At 69.3% G+C, this 16,258-nt stretch carries 11 protein-coding genes and 1 tRNA gene; 10 read left to right on the top strand and 2 right to left on the bottom strand.

All coding sequences use genetic code 11. The annotated features are described in order from the left end of the window. Positions 1–839: 839 nt before the first annotated feature. The 8 genes from dnaN to B0675_RS09290 all read left to right on the top strand — a co-directional run bounded on the left by dnaN (position 840) and on the right by B0675_RS09290 (position 11,063). On the top strand, positions 840–1,970 hold the full coding sequence (gene dnaN, locus B0675_RS09255; protein ID WP_081218341.1) for a DNA polymerase III subunit beta: 1,131 nt from the start codon (positions 840–842) through the stop codon (positions 1,968–1,970). A gap of 191 nt (positions 1,971–2,161) precedes the next feature. Further along, the gene (gene gnd, locus B0675_RS09260; RefSeq protein WP_081218342.1) at positions 2,162–3,037 is read left to right on the top strand and encodes a phosphogluconate dehydrogenase (NAD(+)-dependent, decarboxylating); all 876 of its coding nucleotides are present in this window, start codon (positions 2,162–2,164) and stop codon (positions 3,035–3,037) included. A 131-nt stretch (positions 3,038–3,168) separates the two neighbouring features. After that, entirely contained in the window at positions 3,169–4,293 is a 1,125-nt protein-coding gene (gene recF / locus B0675_RS09265) for a DNA replication/repair protein RecF (RefSeq protein ID WP_081218343.1), read from the top strand. Then, positions 4,290–4,865, top strand: a complete 576-nt coding sequence (locus tag B0675_RS09270; protein ID WP_081218344.1) for a DciA family protein — start codon at positions 4,290–4,292, stop codon at positions 4,863–4,865. Before recF ends, B0675_RS09270 begins: the two co-directional genes overlap by 4 nt. Before the next feature lie 586 nt (positions 4,866–5,451). Beyond that, complete coding sequence (gene gyrB, locus B0675_RS09275) at positions 5,452–7,515, top strand: DNA topoisomerase (ATP-hydrolyzing) subunit B (protein WP_081218345.1); 2,064 nt, start codon at positions 5,452–5,454, stop codon at positions 7,513–7,515. Between the two features lie 42 nt (positions 7,516–7,557). Next, positions 7,558–10,149, top strand: coding sequence for a DNA gyrase subunit A (gene gyrA, locus B0675_RS09280; protein ID WP_081218346.1), 2,592 nt, complete (start codon positions 7,558–7,560; stop codon positions 10,147–10,149). Positions 10,150–10,168: 19 nt separating this feature from the next. Further along, complete coding sequence (locus B0675_RS09285) at positions 10,169–10,888, top strand: DUF3566 domain-containing protein (protein WP_081218347.1); 720 nt, start codon at positions 10,169–10,171, stop codon at positions 10,886–10,888. A gap of 101 nt (positions 10,889–10,989) precedes the next feature. Further along, positions 10,990–11,063 (top strand) — tRNA-Ile (locus B0675_RS09290). 702 nt (positions 11,064–11,765) lie between these two features. On the opposite strand, the gene B0675_RS09295 is transcribed toward B0675_RS09290, so the two are convergent. Beyond that, positions 11,766–12,194 (bottom strand): DUF6344 domain-containing protein, encoded by a 429-nt coding sequence (locus B0675_RS09295; RefSeq protein WP_081218348.1) that lies wholly within the window; start codon positions 12,192–12,194, stop codon positions 11,766–11,768. A gap of 327 nt (positions 12,195–12,521) precedes the next feature. Between B0675_RS09295 and B0675_RS41905 the strand changes: the two genes are divergently transcribed. Beyond that, the gene (locus B0675_RS41905) at positions 12,522–12,650 is read left to right on the top strand and encodes a DLW-39 family protein (protein WP_003999697.1); all 129 of its coding nucleotides are present in this window, start codon (positions 12,522–12,524) and stop codon (positions 12,648–12,650) included. A gap of 289 nt (positions 12,651–12,939) precedes the next feature. Beyond that, positions 12,940–14,352, top strand: a complete 1,413-nt coding sequence (locus B0675_RS09305; protein ID WP_241539737.1) for a hypothetical protein — start codon at positions 12,940–12,942, stop codon at positions 14,350–14,352. 91 nt (positions 14,353–14,443) lie between these two features. Here the strand turns inward: B0675_RS09305 and B0675_RS09310 are convergent, their stop codons facing one another. Further along, the gene (locus B0675_RS09310; protein ID WP_081218351.1) at positions 14,444–16,246 is read right to left on the bottom strand and encodes a serine/threonine-protein kinase; all 1,803 of its coding nucleotides are present in this window, start codon (positions 16,244–16,246) and stop codon (positions 14,444–14,446) included. Positions 16,247–16,258: the final 12 nt, after the last annotated feature.

Raw genomic sequence — 16,258 nt, forward strand, 5'->3', positions numbered from 1 at the left:
TTCTGACGGCCTTTTCGAGGGCTCGGACCGCGCTGTCACCGCTACCGGCCCGACACCTGCTGTTCGAATCCGGGCGGGGTTACGGCCACCCTCCACAGATTGGGCGACTTTCTGGCGTCCACATCCTGGGGACCGGGAAGTTGTCCAGATCGTGTCCACAGGACAGTCTGTTGAAAGACCATCAGACCAGGTCAACCGCCTGTGGATTCGTGGACGAAGATTCTCCACAGGCTGTGGACGAAGAAAAGATCCACAGGGTGTGGACCGAGTTGTCCACGGGCGGCCCACAGGCAGGAGCCCGTTGTCCCCAGCGATCTCCAGCTTCTCCACACCACTGTCCACTGTTCGGCAACGCGACGCGCGATCTCACCGGGTCGAGTGAAAGGCGTCACACCAAGGTGCCTGATTGGGCTGTGGGGAACGGGGGTAAAGCTGGGGACGGCGCTGGGGAGAAGTGGCCTCAGGCTGTGCATCGAGTGTGCAGAACTTTTCGCCGTCCACAGAGAAGCCTGGTTGTCCACCGTCTCCGCCCACAGGGCCAGTGGACAAAAAACCGCCTCTGAGCTGCGAAAACGGGGTTATCCACGGTTTCCACAGGCCCTACTACTAAGACCAACTAGAGAGAGCCTGAGAAACGTTTCGAAGACGGGGCTGTGCACAACTCGCTCCCGGCGGCTCGACTGCCGCTCGGTACGACTTGACCCCGAGGGGCACCGACTGTCAGCGCGGTGCGTCAGACTGGTCCCCGGTGTCCTTCCCCTCACAGGACCGAACGACACCGAGTCAGACGACGAAGGCCAGCAGGGCGAGAGCGCCGGCAACAGACGGAGGCGGCAACGGTGAAGATCCGGGTGGAACGCGACGTACTCGCGGAGGCAGTGGCCTGGGCGGCACGCAGCCTCCCGGCCCGTCCGCCGGCTCCTGTGCTCGCCGGCCTCCTTCTGAGGGCCGAGGAGGGCGCCCTGAGCCTCTCCAGCTTCGACTACGAGGTCTCGGCGCGGGTCTCCGTGGACGCGGAGATCGACGAAGAGGGCACGGTCCTCGTGTCCGGCCGTCTCCTCGCCGACATCTGCCGTGCGCTCCCCAACAGGCCGGTGGAGATTTCCACAGACGGTGTACGGGCGACCGTGGTCTGCGGCTCCTCGCGCTTCACCCTCCACACCCTGCCTGTGGAGGAGTACCCGGCGCTGCCGCAGATGCCGTCGGCGACCGGTACCGTCCCCGGTGAGGTCTTCGCCTCCGCCGCCGCTCAGGTGGCCATCGCCGCCGGGCGCGACGACACGCTGCCCGTCCTCACCGGTGTGCGGATCGAGATCGAGGGCGACACCGTCACCCTGGCCTCCACCGACCGCTACCGCTTCGCGGTCCGCGAGTTCCTGTGGAAGCCGGAGAACCCCGAGGCGTCCGCGGTGGCCCTGGTGCCCGCCAAGACGCTCCTGGACACCGCCAAGGCCCTCACGAGCGGCGACAGCGTCATCCTGGCGCTCTCCGGCTCCGGCGCGGGCGAGGGCCTCATCGGCTTCGAGGGCGCCGGCCGGCGGACGACCACCCGTCTGCTCGAAGGCGACCTCCCGAAGTACCGCTCGCTGTTCCCGACCGAGTTCAACTCGATCGCCGTCATCGAGACCGCCCCGTTCGTGGAGGCCGTCAAGCGCGTGGCCCTCGTCGCCGAGCGGAACACCCCGGTGCGGCTGAGCTTCGAGCAGGGCGTGCTGATCCTCGAAGCCGGTTCCAGTGACGACGCACAGGCTGTGGAAAGGGTCGACGCGCAGCTTGAGGGCGACGACGTCTCGATCGCCTTCAACCCGACGTTCCTGCTCGACGGCCTGAGCGCCATCGACTCGCCGGTGGCCCAGCTGTCGTTCACGACGTCCACGAAGCCCGCGCTGCTGAGCGGCAAGCCCGCCCTGGACGCCGAGGCAGACGAGGCCTACAAGTACCTGATCATGCCGGTCCGCCTCTCCGGCTGACCCCCGGAGCCCGCCGGTCCTCAGGGGTCGGCGGGCTGCACCGCGGACGGAGTACACGTCTGAGCGGCTATGCCCCCAGATGCGCAGGTGTTCCCCCGGTGCCCGAAAGGCGTGGGTGGTACCCCCAGGTCTAGGCTCGGACCAGGTACGAGAGTGCCCTCACGCCACGTCGCAACCCTAAGGAACAACTGATGGAGCTCGGTCTCGTCGGCCTCGGCAAGATGGGCGGCAACATGCGCGAGCGGATCCGCCGCGCAGGCCACACCGTCATCGGATACGACCGCAACCCGGACCTCGCCGACGTCCACAGCCTGGAAGAACTCGTGGGCAGGCTCAAGGGCCCCCGCGTGGTGTGGGTCATGGTCCCGGCCGGTGCCGCGACCCAGGCCACCATCGACGAGCTGGCCGCTGTGCTGGAGCCCGGCGATGTCGTGGTGGACGGCGGCAACTCCCGCTGGACGGACGACGAGAAGCACGCCGTCGAGCTGGGCATCAAGGGCATCGGCTTCGTCGACTGCGGCGTCTCCGGCGGTGTCTGGGGCCTGAAGAACGGCTACGCGCTGATGTACGGCGGCACCCCCGAGAACGTCGAGAAGGTGCAGCCGATCTTCGACGCGCTGAAGCCGGAGGGCGACTTCGGTTCGGTGCACGCCGGCAAGGTCGGCGCGGGCCACTTCGCGAAGATGGTCCACAACGGCATCGAGTACGCCATGATGCAGGCCTACGCCGAGGGCTGGGAGCTGCTGGAGAAGGTCGACTCCGTCACGGACGTCCGTGAGGTCTTCCGCTCCTGGCAGGAGGGCACCGTCATCCGCTCCTGGCTGCTCGACCTCGCCGTCAACGCGCTGGACGAGGACGAGCACCTCGACAAGCTCAGGGGCTTCGCACAGGACTCCGGCGAGGGCCGGTGGACGGTGGAGGCCGCCATCGACAACGCGGTGCCGCTCCCCGCGATCACCGCGTCGCTCTTCGCCCGCTTCGCCTCGCGGCAGGACGACTCGCCGCAGATGAAGATGATCGCCGCGCTGCGCAACCAGTTCGGCGGCCACGCCGTCGAGAAGGCCTGATCGACACCCCGGGTTCTCCACACCCGGGGTGACCCGGTTGTCCACAACTGGGGAAAGAACTTGGGGACCGGGGAGACCCGGACCCTGGGCAGAACCCGAAACACCACGCTGGGGGAGGTCGGCGAACGACCATGCACGTCACGCATCTGTCGCTGGCCGACTTCCGCTCGTACGCCCGGGTCGAGGTTCCGCTCGACCCGGGCGTCACCGCGTTCGTCGGCCCCAACGGACAGGGCAAGACGAACCTGGTCGAGGCCGTCGGCTACCTCGCCTCTCTCGGCAGCCACCGCGTCTCCTCCGACGCGCCGCTGGTCCGCATGGGCGCCGAGCGGGCGATCATCCGGGCCAACGTCCGGCAGGGCGAGCGCCAGCAGCTCATCGAGCTAGAGCTGAACCCCGGCAAGGCCAATCGCGCCCGCATCAACAGGTCCTCGCAGGTCAGGCCCCGTGACGTGCTCGGTATCGTGCGCACGGTGCTGTTCGCGCCCGAGGACCTCGCCCTCGTCAAGGGCGACCCCGGCGAGCGGCGCCGCTTCCTGGACGAGCTGATCACCGCGCGCTCCCCGCGCATGGCGGGCGTCCGCTCCGACTACGACCGCGTCCTCAAGCAGCGCAACACCCTCCTGAAGTCGGCCGCGCTGGCCCGTCGGCACGGCGGCCGCACCATGGACCTCTCCACCCTCGACGTGTGGGACCAGCACCTCGCGCGCGTGGGCGCCGAACTGCTCGCCCAGCGCCTCGACCTGGTCGCCGCGGTCCAGCCGCTGGCCGACAAGGCGTACGAGCAGCTGGCCCCCGGCGGCGGCCCCGTCTCCCTGGAGTACAAGGCGTCCTCGCCCGGCATCGTGGGCCACGCGCGCGAGGAGCTCTTCGCCCAGCTGATCGCGGCCCTGGAGGAGTCCCGCAAGTCCGAGATCGAGCGCGGCGTGACCCTCGTGGGCCCCCACCGCGACGACCTCGTGCTCAAGCTCGGCCAGCTGCCTGCCAAGGGATACGCGTCCCACGGCGAGTCCTGGTCCTACGCGCTGGCGCTGCGCCTGGCCTCGTACGACCTGCTCCGCGCCGAGGGCAACGAACCCGTGCTGGTGCTCGACGACGTCTTCGCCGAGCTGGACAGCCGCAGGCGCGAGCGGCTCGCGGAACTCGTCGCGCCGGGCGAGCAGGTGCTGGTGACGGCAGCCGTGGACGACGACGTGCCGGGGGTCCTGAGCGGGGCGCGGTACGCGGTGTCCGAGGGCACGGTGGAGCGCGTATGACGGAAAACACATCGGGAGCGGGTGCCGAGGGCGGGTCCGCGGACGCCGTCCCCAAGAAGACCCCCGAACCGTCCGGCGTCGACCTCGCGCGCGTGGCGCTGCGCGCGGCGAAAGAGCAGGCACGCGCGCGTGGGGACGCGGCCCAGCAGAAGAAGCAGGCCCGCCGGGGTGGCGGCCTGCGCTCCGGCTCCGGCGCCGACGGCCGCGACCCCATGGCGCTGGGCGCCGCCATCAACCGGCTGCTCACCGAGCGCGGCTGGGAGACCCCGGCCGCGGTGGGCGGCGTGATGGGGCGCTGGCCGCAGATCGTCGGCGAGGACCTGGCCAAGCACTGCGTCCCGCTGCGCTACGACGAGGATCCGGCCGAACGGGTCCTGACCGTGCAGTGCGACTCGACCGCCTGGGCGACCCAGCTGCGCCTGCTGGCCCCCCAGCTCGTCGCCCGGCTCAACCAGGACCTCGGCCACGGCGCCGTCCGCCTGATCAAGGTCCTGGGCCCCAACGGGCCCGCCCGCCGCTACGGGCCCCTGCGCGCCCCCGGCAGCAAAGGTCCCGGCGACACCTACGGATGACCTGACCGCGGTGATCGCCCGGGCCCGACGACGCCTCTGCGGCTCCCGCGGGTACACGGCGGTTCACCCCGTGCCTCCTCCGTCACTCCGCTTCACGGGTGTCGCGCGGCCTCCCCGGGGCGACCCCGCACTGCGCGCCGCGGCGGGCGACGTGCAGACGCCTCCTCCGCCCGAGTCTTGCGCGTGACCCGTTCTTCCTGTTCAGAGGCGTGCCGGGCTCATTTCGACGGCTGCTCCGCGCCCCTCGTACCGCCGATCCCGGCGTGCCCGGCAGGGCCGTCGAGGGCAACCGGATGCGGTTGCGAAGACCGACCTGACTTGCCAGTAGCCAAGGGTTGACACCCGGAAGCGCTGAGTGCCGCTGTGAGCCTCTTTGGGCCCGGGTCCGCATATGGGGAGTCGGGCGAGACCGGTTCAGGGCGGCACATGCGGACTCAGGTACCGGCAAACCCCCATCACTGTCGGCGCTACCGGTAGACTGGAAGCTAATCCCGCCCCACTTGTGGGACGCACCGAGCAACGCTGACTAAGGCTTACCAACGCAACACGCCGCAGCCGCTCCGGCCACCCGCCGGGAGTTCGGCTTGTGCTGTGCCAGAAAGGGCGCTTCGTGGCCGATTCCGGCAACCCCAACGAGAACATCCCGTCCATCGACGCCGGCGCGAACGGCGAGGTCACAACCTCGTACGACGCCAGCGCCATCACCGTCCTCGAGGGTCTGGACGCGGTCCGCAAGCGACCCGGCATGTACATCGGCTCGACCGGTGAGCGTGGGCTCCACCACCTCGTCTACGAGGTCGTGGACAACTCCGTCGACGAGGCGCTGGCCGGCCACGCCGACACGATCGACATCACGATCCTCCCGGACGGCGGCGTCCGCGTCATCGACAACGGCCGAGGCATCCCGGTGGGCATCGTCGCCTCGGAGGGCAAGCCGGCCCTCGAGGTCGTGCTCACCGTCCTCCACGCCGGCGGCAAGTTCGGGGGCGGCGGCTACGCGGTCTCCGGTGGTCTGCACGGCGTCGGCGTCTCCGTCGTGAACGCCCTGTCGAGCAAGGTCTCCGTCGAGGTCAAGACGGACGGCCACCGCCACACGCAGGAATACAAGATGGGCGTCCCGACCGCCCCGCTGGTCCAGCACGAGGCCACCGAGGAGACGGGCACGTCGGTCACCTTCTGGGCCGACGGGGACATCTTCGAGACCACGGAGTACTCCTTCGAGACGCTCTCGCGGCGTTTCCAGGAGATGGCGTTCCTCAACAAGGGCCTGACGATCAAGCTCACGGACGAGCGTGAGTCGGCGAAGGCCACGGCGGGCGCGGACGAGGCGGGTGCGGACGAGAAGGACGAGGTCAAGACCGTCACGTACCACTACGAAGGCGGCATCGTCGACTTCGTGAAGTACCTCAACTCCCGCAAGGGAGACGTGGTGCACCCCACCGTCATCGACCTCGAGGCGGAGGACAAGGACAAGAGCCTGTCCCTCGAAGTCGCGATGCAGTGGAACAGCGGATACAGCGAGGGCGTGTACTCCTTCGCCAACATCATCCACACGCACGAGGGCGGTACGCACGAGGAGGGCTTCCGTGCTGCGCTGACCTCGCTCATCAACAAGTACGCGCGCGACAAGAAGCTGCTCCGCGAGAAGGACGACAACCTCACGGGTGACGACATCCGCGAGGGTCTGACGGCGATCATCTCGGTCAAGCTGAGCGAGCCGCAGTTCGAGGGCCAGACGAAGACCAAGCTGGGCAACACGGAGGCCAAGACCTTCGTCCAGCGCGCGGTCTACGAGCACCTCAACGACTGGCTGGACCGCAATCCGAACGAGGCCGCGGACATCATCCGCAAGTCCATCCAGGCGGCCACCGCGCGCGTGGCGGCCCGCAAGGCGCGTGACCTCACCCGCCGCAAGGGACTGCTGGAGTCGGCGTCCCTGCCCGGCAAGCTGTCCGACTGCCAGTCGAACGACCCCACCAAGTGCGAGATCTTCATCGTCGAGGGCGACTCCGCCGGCGGCTCGGCCAAGTCCGGCCGTAACCCCCAGTACCAGGCGATCCTCCCGATCCGAGGAAAGATCCTCAACGTCGAGAAGGCGCGGATCGACAAGATCCTGCAGAACCAGGAGATCCAGGCACTGATCTCCGCCTTCGGCACCGGAGTCCACGAGGACTTCGACATCGAGAAGCTCCGCTATCACAAGATCATCCTGATGGCGGACGCCGACGTCGACGGCCAGCACATCAACACCCTGCTGCTGACCTTCCTGTTCCGCTTCATGCGGCCGCTGGTCGAAGCCGGGCACGTGTTCCTGTCGCGCCCGCCGCTCTACAAGATCAAGTGGGGCCGGGACGACTTCGAGTACGCGTACTCGGACCGCGAGCGCGACGCCCTGATCGAGCTGGGCCGGCAGGCCGGCAAGCGGGTCCGTGAGGACTCGATCCAGCGCTTCAAGGGTCTCGGTGAGATGAACGCCGAGGAACTGCGCATCACGACCATGGACCAGGAGCACCGTGTCCTCGGTCAGGTCACGCTCGACGACGCCGCCCAGGCCGACGACCTGTTCTCGGTCCTCATGGGCGAGGACGTCGAGGCGCGCCGCGCGTTCATCCAGCGCAACGCCAAGGACGTCCGCTTCCTCGACATCTGAGTCGGTCTCAGCTGACCGCGTCAGAAAGGATCTTCACCAGCAATGACCGACGAGAACACTCCGAGCATTCCTGTGGAGGGCGAGATCGCCCTGCGCGTCGAGCCCGTCGGGCTCGAGACCGAGATGCAGCGCTCGTACCTCGACTACGCGATGTCCGTCATCGTGTCGCGTGCGCTGCCCGACGTGCGGGACGGTCTCAAGCCCGTGCACCGTCGCGTCCTCTACGCCATGTACGACGGCGGCTACCGGCCCGAGAAGGGCTTCTACAAGTGCGCCCGCGTCGTCGGCGACGTCATGGGCACCTACCACCCGCACGGTGACTCCTCGATCTACGACGCGCTGGTCCGTCTCGCGCAGCCGTGGTCGATGCGGATGCCGCTGGTGGACTCCAACGGCAACTTCGGCTCCCCCGGCAACGACCCGGCCGCCGCCATGCGGTACACCGAGTGCAGGCTGAAGCCGCTGTCCATGGAGATGGTCCGCGACATCGACGAGGAGACCGTCGATTTCACGGACAACTACGACGGCCGCAACCAGGAGCCGACGGTCCTGCCGGCCCGCTTCCCGAACCTGCTGATCAACGGCTCGGCGGGCATCGCGGTCGGCATGGCCACCAACATCCCGCCGCACAACCTGCGCGAGGTCGCGGCGGGCGCCCAGTGGTACCTGGAGAACCCCGAGGCCTCCCACGAGGAGCTCCTGGACGCCCTGATCGAGCGGATCAAGGGCCCCGACTTCCCGAGCGGTGCCCTGGTCGTGGGCCGCAAGGGCATCGAGGAGGCGTACCGCACGGGCCGCGGCTCCATCACGATGCGCGCGGTCGTCGACGTCGAGGAGATCCAGAACCGCCAGTGCCTGGTGGTCACCGAACTCCCCTACCAGACCAACCCCGACAACCTCGCGCAGAAGATCGCCGACCTGGTCAAGGACGGCAAGATCGGCGGCATCGCGGACGTCCGGGACGAGACCAGCTCCCGTACCGGCCAGCGCCTCGTGATCGTGCTGAAGCGGGACGCGGTCGCCAAGGTCGTCCTGAACAACCTCTACAAGCACACCGATCTGCAGACGAACTTCGGCGCCAACATGCTGGCGCTCGTCGACGGCGTGCCGCGCACCCTCTCCCTGGACGCGTTCATCCGTCACTGGGTGACGCACCAGGTCGAGGTCATCGTCCGCCGGACGAAGTTCCGGCTGCGCAAGGCCGAGGAGCGCGCGCACATCCTGCGCGGCCTCCTGAAGGCCCTGGACGCCATCGACGAGGTCATCGCCCTCATTCGGCGCAGTGACACCGTGGAGATCGCGCGAGAGGGCCTGATGGGCCTCCTGGAGATCGACGAGATCCAGGCGAACGCGATCCTCGAGATGCAGCTCCGCCGGCTCGCCGCCCTGGAGCGCCAGAAGATCATCTCGGAGCACGACGAGCTCCAGGCCAAGATCCGCGAGTACAACGAGATCCTCGCCTCGCCCGTGCGCCAGCGCGGCATCATCAGCGAGGAGCTCGCCGCGATCGTCGAGAAGTTCGGCGACGACCGACGCTCCAAGCTGGTGCCGTTCGACGGTGACATGTCCATCGAGGACCTGATCGCCGAAGAGGACATCGTCGTCACCATCACGCGCGGTGGCTACATCAAGCGGACGAAGACCGAGGACTACCGCTCGCAGAAGCGCGGCGGCAAGGGTGTCCGCGGCGCGAAGCTGAAGCAGGACGACATCGTCGACCACTTCTTCGTGTCGACGACGCACCACTGGCTGCTGTTCTTCACCAACAAGGGCCGCGTCTACCGGGCCAAGGCGTACGAACTTCCGGACGCCGGCCGGGACGCGCGCGGGCAGCACGTCGCCAACCTGCTGGCCTTCCAGCCGGACGAGGCGATCGCCGAGATCCTCGCCATCCGTGACTACGAGGCCGCGCCGTACCTGGTGCTGGCCACGAAGGGCGGACTGGTCAAGAAGACGCCTCTCAAGGATTACGATTCGCCCCGTTCCGGCGGCGTCATCGCGATCAACCTCCGCGAGACGGAGGACGGTTCCGACGACGAACTGATCGGAGCCGAACTCGTCTCGGCCGAGGACGATCTGCTGCTGATCAGCAAGAAGGCCCAGTCGATCAGGTTCACCGCTACGGACGACGCTCTGCGACCGATGGGCCGTGCGACCTCGGGCGTCAAGGGAATGAGTTTCCGCGAGAGCGACCAGCTTCTCTCGATGAATGTTGTTCGACCCGGTACGTTCGTGTTCACTGCCACAGACGGCGGGTACGCGAAGCGCACCAACGTCGACGAGTACCGCGTCCAGGGTCGCGGTGGCCTGGGCATCAAGGCCGCCAAGATCGTCGAGGACCGCGGTTCTCTCGTCGGTGCGCTGGTGGTCGAGGAGACCGACGAGATCCTCGCCATCACGCTGTCCGGCGGTGTGATTCGTACGCGAGTCAACGAGGTCAGGGAGACGGGCCGTGACACCATGGGCGTCCAACTGATCAACCTGGGCAAGCGCGATGCCGTGGTCGGTATCGCTCGTAACGCCGAGGCCGGTCGTGAGGCGGAGGAGGTCGACGGCGGAGACGCTGTCGACGACGTCGCCGAGGGCGTCGAGGCCGTCGGTACGGAAGAGGGCGATCCGTCCTCGGCCGAGTAGCGCGAGGAGTGAGTTCATCGTGAGCGGAGCCACGGGCGCCGGATCGACCGGCACGGAAACGGACGGCGGCCGTGGCCCCGCCATCGAGGGGGACGACTCCCATGACTCTCATGGATCCCAGGGGGGAACTGTGACGGACACCCGAGGCCAGCAGGCCCAGCAGTACGCGGGCGGGCAGGCGGCCCCGGCCGGGGCGACCTCGGCGCCGAGCGCGCCGGGGGCGGGACCGGCAGGGCCGGGTTCACCGCTGCCGGGCGAGCGGAACGGGCAGCAGCCCGCCCAGCCGTATCACCCGCCGCAGGCGTACCCGGCGCAGGCGCCTTCGGGCGCGGTTCGCCGGCCACGCACCGGCGCCCGGACCACGCCGCGCACCCGCAAGGCACGGCTGCGGGTGGCCAAGGCCGACCCGTGGTCGGTGATGAAGGTCAGCTTCCTGCTCTCCATCGCGCTCGGCATCTGCACGATCGTGGCGGCCGCCGTGCTGTGGATGGTCATGGACGCCATGGGCGTCTTCTCGACCGTCGGCGGCACGATCTCCGAGGCGACGGGCTCGAACGAGTCGAACGGCTTCGACCTGCAGTCGTTCCTCTCGCTGCCGCACGTCCTGATGTTCACGTCGATCATCGCGGTCATCGACGTCGTCCTCGCGACGGCTCTCGCGACCCTCGGCGCGTTCATCTACAACCTCTCCGCCGGCTTCGTCGGCGGCGTCGAGCTGACCCTCGCCGAGGACGAGTGAGGGCCCTCTCAAACGGCCTCTGACTATCGATTTTGGGACTGGCCACGTCGTGCGCTAATCTTCAGAGGTCAGCGCGCGGGACACACACCGCAAAGCGCGGCGGGGCTATAGCTCAGTTGGTTAGAGCGCATCCCTGATAAGGATGAGGCCACAGGTTCAAATCCTGTTAGCCCCACAGCATCAAGACCCCCAACCGGTCCCGGTTGGGGGTCTTTGCGTCGCGCGGACGGGCGTTGTGGCGCGCTGCGCCGGGGCTTCAGGAAGTGCGGACGCCGGGCCCCTGAGGCTGCGCACGGACGTCCAGTGCAAGCACGGTCCTGCTGCTGCCGCCGCTGCGCTGTGCGACATGGCCGGCGCCGCCGCGGTCTTCGCCGTCGTCGTCACCGGGGGCTGCAGGGGACCCCACATCGGACGCCGTGCGGGCGCGGCGTACGGCTTCGTCCTGGTGGGGCGACGGTGCGCTCGGATGCCGGCCATAGGGTGATACGTGAAAGGCCCGGCAACTCGTGGGAGTCGCCGGGCCTTTGCCCTGGGTGCTTTGTACGCAAGTTCGCCGCTACGTCAGGGAGTCTGCGGGGGCTGCCGTGCAGGGTGAGGTCGGTGGATGGGCGCAGCTGGGAAAGAGAGCAGCACTGATCGGCGCTGGAGGGCGCGGCAAGGTGCTGAGGGTGTTGATAAAGGGCGGTGCCGAAGAAGAAGGAGTACGTGAGGCGGGAAGCTGGGGGCGCCAGGTTCGAGGAAGGGCCAGGGGCGACGCTCAGGCAGGGACGGTGTCCCCTACGCGGTGCTGTCCTTGGTTCCCGCACTCGTTCTCGGACCGGCTCTCGTACGGTGTCGTGCCCCGTACGGTCTCAACCCCGTGTTCGTGGCGCGCTGGTCAGCGCTGGAGGGGCACCGGAGCCCTGAGGGGCGCGATCGGGGCCGTGTCGGTCGCCGCGAGGGTCGCGGGGTCGGAGCAGGCCGTGGGATCGCTCAGTCCTTCCGCCTCGGCCATTCCCTCCGTCTCGCTGAGGGCGGCGCTGTCCGTCGCGTCCTCCTCGGCCGGCGCGCGGTGGCGGCAGCTCGGCGAGGAGCCGTGGGCCTCGGCGCGGATCCGTTGCTTCATCGTCGGGGGGAGTGCCCGGCTGAAGGACAGGGTCCAGGGGGAGGCCGCCGGGGCGGTCACGGTGGCCTCGGTGTTGCGGGCCGGGATGGCCTGGGGTACCGCGGCGGCCGCGGTGGTGGTGATGAGTCCGAGCGTCGTGCACAGAGCCAGGAACGCGGTGACGATCACGGTCCACAGCTTCATGACCTTGTTCTGGGTCATGGCCCCTCACTTTCGGGTCAGGCGATTTGCGTACTTTCCTCATGATGTGTATGCGGACCGCGAAGTGGTGGACCGACGCCCGTGGCGCGTCGATGTTCAGATGAACACCACCCGGATGGCCGCAAGAGACCGGGAAAGTCCCTAGATGCCACCGAAAGTCACTTTCTGTGACATGTGATCACCCTCAGATCGGGACGGTCAGGTCCGGTCCTACCGCCGCTCTCAGGGCCGGAGTTGAGGGCGGAACCAGGTCACCGATCGGTATCGGTCGGTGTGTATAGTCGGGCGCCAGAAGTCCCCCACGTCAACGAAAGACGAGGTCTCGCGGTGAAGAAGCTTCTCCTGGTCGCACTGGCCGCCATCGGCGGGCTCCTCGTGTACCGCCAGATCCAGGCGGATCGCGCCGAGCAGGATCTGTGGACGGAGGCGACCGACTCCGTGCCTACGGGTTCGTGAGTACCGACAACAGTCTCAGAGCAGACCCCGGCCGCCCTGGTGGTCGGGGTTTTGTGTTGTCCGGGGGGCCCTCCGGTTGCCGGAAGCAAGCGGACGGGATGCCGGGGCAACGGTTGACCGTCGTACGGCCGTTCCCTTTCGGCCGCTCCCCGGAATAGCCCGGGTGCGGCCGTGGCCGAGGGGGCAGGATGGGGCCACGCCAGGGGGCTACGACGAGGGGTGGCGCGTGATGGGGGTGCGCACGGAGAGCCGGCGTGCGAGAACGTGGCACGGCCGGGTTTTCGCGGCCGTGGCGGCCGTCGCTCTGTGCGGGGCGCTCACCCCCGCCGGCTGGGCCGCGGACGGGACGCCGAGCCCGTACGCCTTCGCCGAGGCCGCCACCGTTGTACGGGGTGCCGAGGGAACCACCGACTCCGCGCGACTTGAGGCGGGCCACACTTACAAGAGCTCCATAGAGCCCTCCGGACGGGGCGGCAGGCTCTACTACCGTCTCGAACTCGACGCCGCGTCCACCGCGTACGTGTCCGCCACGGCCGTTCCCCGGGCCGGTGCGAGGGTCGCGTACTCGGACGGGCTCAAGGTCTCTCTGCAGGACGGCAACGGCCGCAACTGTTCCCCCTCCGGCAGTGCCCACTTCGGCGCCACCCAGAGCCCGCACCCCATCGCGGCATGGGCGGCGCGGGAGACGGGAGGCAAGCAGTACGCCTGCCAGACCGCCGGGACGTACTACGCGGTCGTCGAGCGCAGCGGCGCGGGCCCTTCGAAGGCCTCCCCGGGAGCTACGCCGGGAGGGACCGCGGATCCGAAGAGCTCGGCCTCGCGGGTGTGGGACCTGGAGATCGGCTACGTGTCGGAGCCGGGTCTGAAGGAGGCGCGCTCCACCACCGCGCCGGAGACCTGGGACTCCGCGACCCCCGAAGCCCTCGCGGGCACTCCACGGCACCGCGACGGCGGAGCCGGCTTCAGCACCGCGACCACCCTCGGACAGGGCGTCTGGCGGGACGGCATCAGTCCCGGACAGACCCGGTTCTACAAGGTTCCGGTCGGCTGGGGGCAGCAGTTCTCCGCCACCGCCGACCTGGGCAGTTCGAGCGGTGGCGACGGTTACGTCGGCACCGCCCTCGCCCTGTCCCTCTACAACCCGGTCCGCGGCTTCGTCGACGACGTCGGCTCCGGATACGACGGCAGGCAGCGATCCGCCGTGCTCGCCGCCGTTCCTCCGGTCGCCTACGAGAACCGCTACGCGCTCAGCGACCGCATGAGCGGTATGCGGTTCGCCGGCTCCTACTACCTCGTGGTCCATCTCGCCGCGCAGGTCGCCGACCGGTTCGGCGACGGCCCGCTCGGGCTGACGCTGCGGGTCCGTGTGGCCGGAGCGGCGCGGTCAGGGCCTGCCTACGCGGGGCGGCCCCTGCCGCATGACGTGTTCGACGTGGCGGTGGGCGCCGACGGCACGGCGGGTGGTTCGACGGGCATGGGGAACGGCGCGGGCCGCGTCACGACCATGAAGCTGCTGGCGGTGGGCGGCATCGGTCTCGGGAGCCTGCTGGTGCTGACGCTCGGAGCATGGACCGTGGCCGCACGACGGCGGCGGCCGATACGGGCTCCCTGGCCGGTATCGGCGGAGGCGGAGACCGTTCCGGCTCCCCTGCCCGCACCCGAGCCCGCGCCGTGGGACCACGGCGCACCACGGAGCTGGTGACGCGCTCTCTGCGGGGAGAGCTGTCGGCTGACGCGCTCCGCGGGGAGAGGAGCAAGGCGCCGTGCCCGGGCTGTCCGAGCCGGGTCCGTCCTCAGATCTGACTGAGTGCCCAGAACCCCACCGCGAAGCAGGCCAGTGCCAGGACCAGCATCGGGACCGCGATCTTCGCCGGCGGTCCCGGACGCGGTCGTGCCCGCCTTCCCCGGTGCCCGGGCGCCGCCGCTGCCGGAAGTGAGGCCTGTGGAAGCGGAACCTGGGCGGATCGAGCGGTGTATGAAGCAGTAGGGGCGTACGCGTGGTGCTGCATGGCGGCGGCTGGAGGCTCGGGGCGGTGGGGGAACGACGTATGCGGAGTCGGAGCCGGGGTGGGCTCCGATCCCGGGGGAACGGGCTGAACGACCGCCGGCGGCGACAGCGGTGGCAGCGGGACCGAGGCGGGGGGAGTGGGCGTCTCGGTCGCGCTTCCGGACTCGTGCGCCGGGGGCTGAGGGGGTGTGTAAGGGGGTTCGGCCTGCGGCCGGGGCAGAGCCTGTGGGTTTGCCTGCTGTCGTGGCGTCGAGTCGGCCATATCGGTGGGCCTCGGCGGCGGCAAGTGGAAGCTGCCGGTGTCGGACATCGAGGAGTGCGGGGAGGGAGCGTGATCCGATCGCCCCGGACTGCCGACGCCGGACTCCGGAAGGCTTGGCGCGTCCTCGTCGGTGACGTCGTCGGCGGTCCCGTCCGCGGCGACTCCGGCTGGGGGGACCGGGTCTGCGGGGGACGAGCCATCGGTGCCGAGGTCGGCGCCGGGGTCGCCGTCCGTGTGGGCACCCGACAGGAGGCCGCTGTCGTCACCCCACAGGGAGCCCGTACCGGTACCCGGGCGAGAAGGGACCCTGTCCGACGCTCTGTCCGCGCCGCCGCCGGGACTGTTGTCCGAGCCGGGGCCGAGATGCGCCGCCGTGCTGTCCGGGTGCCCGGGGGAGAACAGGGCCGCCGCGTTCCCGTCCGGCGTCGCCGACGTCGGCCCGTTTCCGAAGGGCCCCTCCGGTCCGAATCCCATCGGCAGCGGACCGAGTTGGTCGAACACCTCGATGAGTTCGTCGTCCGGCCCGGGTTCCGGGAGCAGTTCGGCGGCCGCGGCAAGTGCCTTGCGCGCCCCGGTGGCGGTGCGGAAGCGGGCCTGTGGATCCGGTTGGAGGAGGGTCGCCACCACCTGCCACAAGGGCTCGGGTATGCCCCGGGGGGCGGGCGGTGTGCCGTGCTCGGCGAAGTACTCGATCAGCGCCTTGGCGTCCGGCCTGGCGCCTTCCAGGAGGTAGAGGGCGACCAGGCCCACGGCGAACAGGTCCGCGGGGAAGTCGGGCTCGGATCCCAGCATCTGTTCGGGAGCGAAGTAACCGGGCGTCCCCACCACGTAGTTGGTCTCGGTGAGCCGGGGCTCACCGAGCCGCATCGCGATGCCGAAGTCGGACAGCCGCAGCCGCGGCCGGGCGGTGCCGGTGGCTTCGAGGAGCACGTTGGCGGGCTTGATGTCGCGGTGCACGACCCCTTCCGCGTGCACGGCCGCGAGGCCCGCGAGGAGTTGGTCGACCAGCGTGCGGACGAAGACCGGAGGCAACGGCCCGTAGTCGTTGACCAGGTGCACCAAGGAGCCTCCGGCGACCAGGTCCATGGTGAACAGGACCTTGTCGTCGTCGGCCGCCCAGCTCGCGGGAGCCAGCACGTGCGGATGATCGATCCGCAGGGCCTGCTCCCGTACGAAGCGCAACAGGGCGTGCGCGTCGCTCTGTTGGAGCACCTTGGCGGCGACATAGCGGCGTCGCCGGTGGTCCCAGGCGCGCCAGACGGCGCCGACTCCCCCGCGTCCGATCGGGTCGACCAGTTCGTACCGGCCTGCGAAGACCTCACCCATGGTCGTGCGTCG

Origin of the sequence: Streptomyces sp. M41(2017) (genome assembly GCF_002078175.1) — a bacterium.
Lineage (GTDB): Bacteria > Actinomycetota > Actinomycetes > Streptomycetales > Streptomycetaceae > Streptomyces.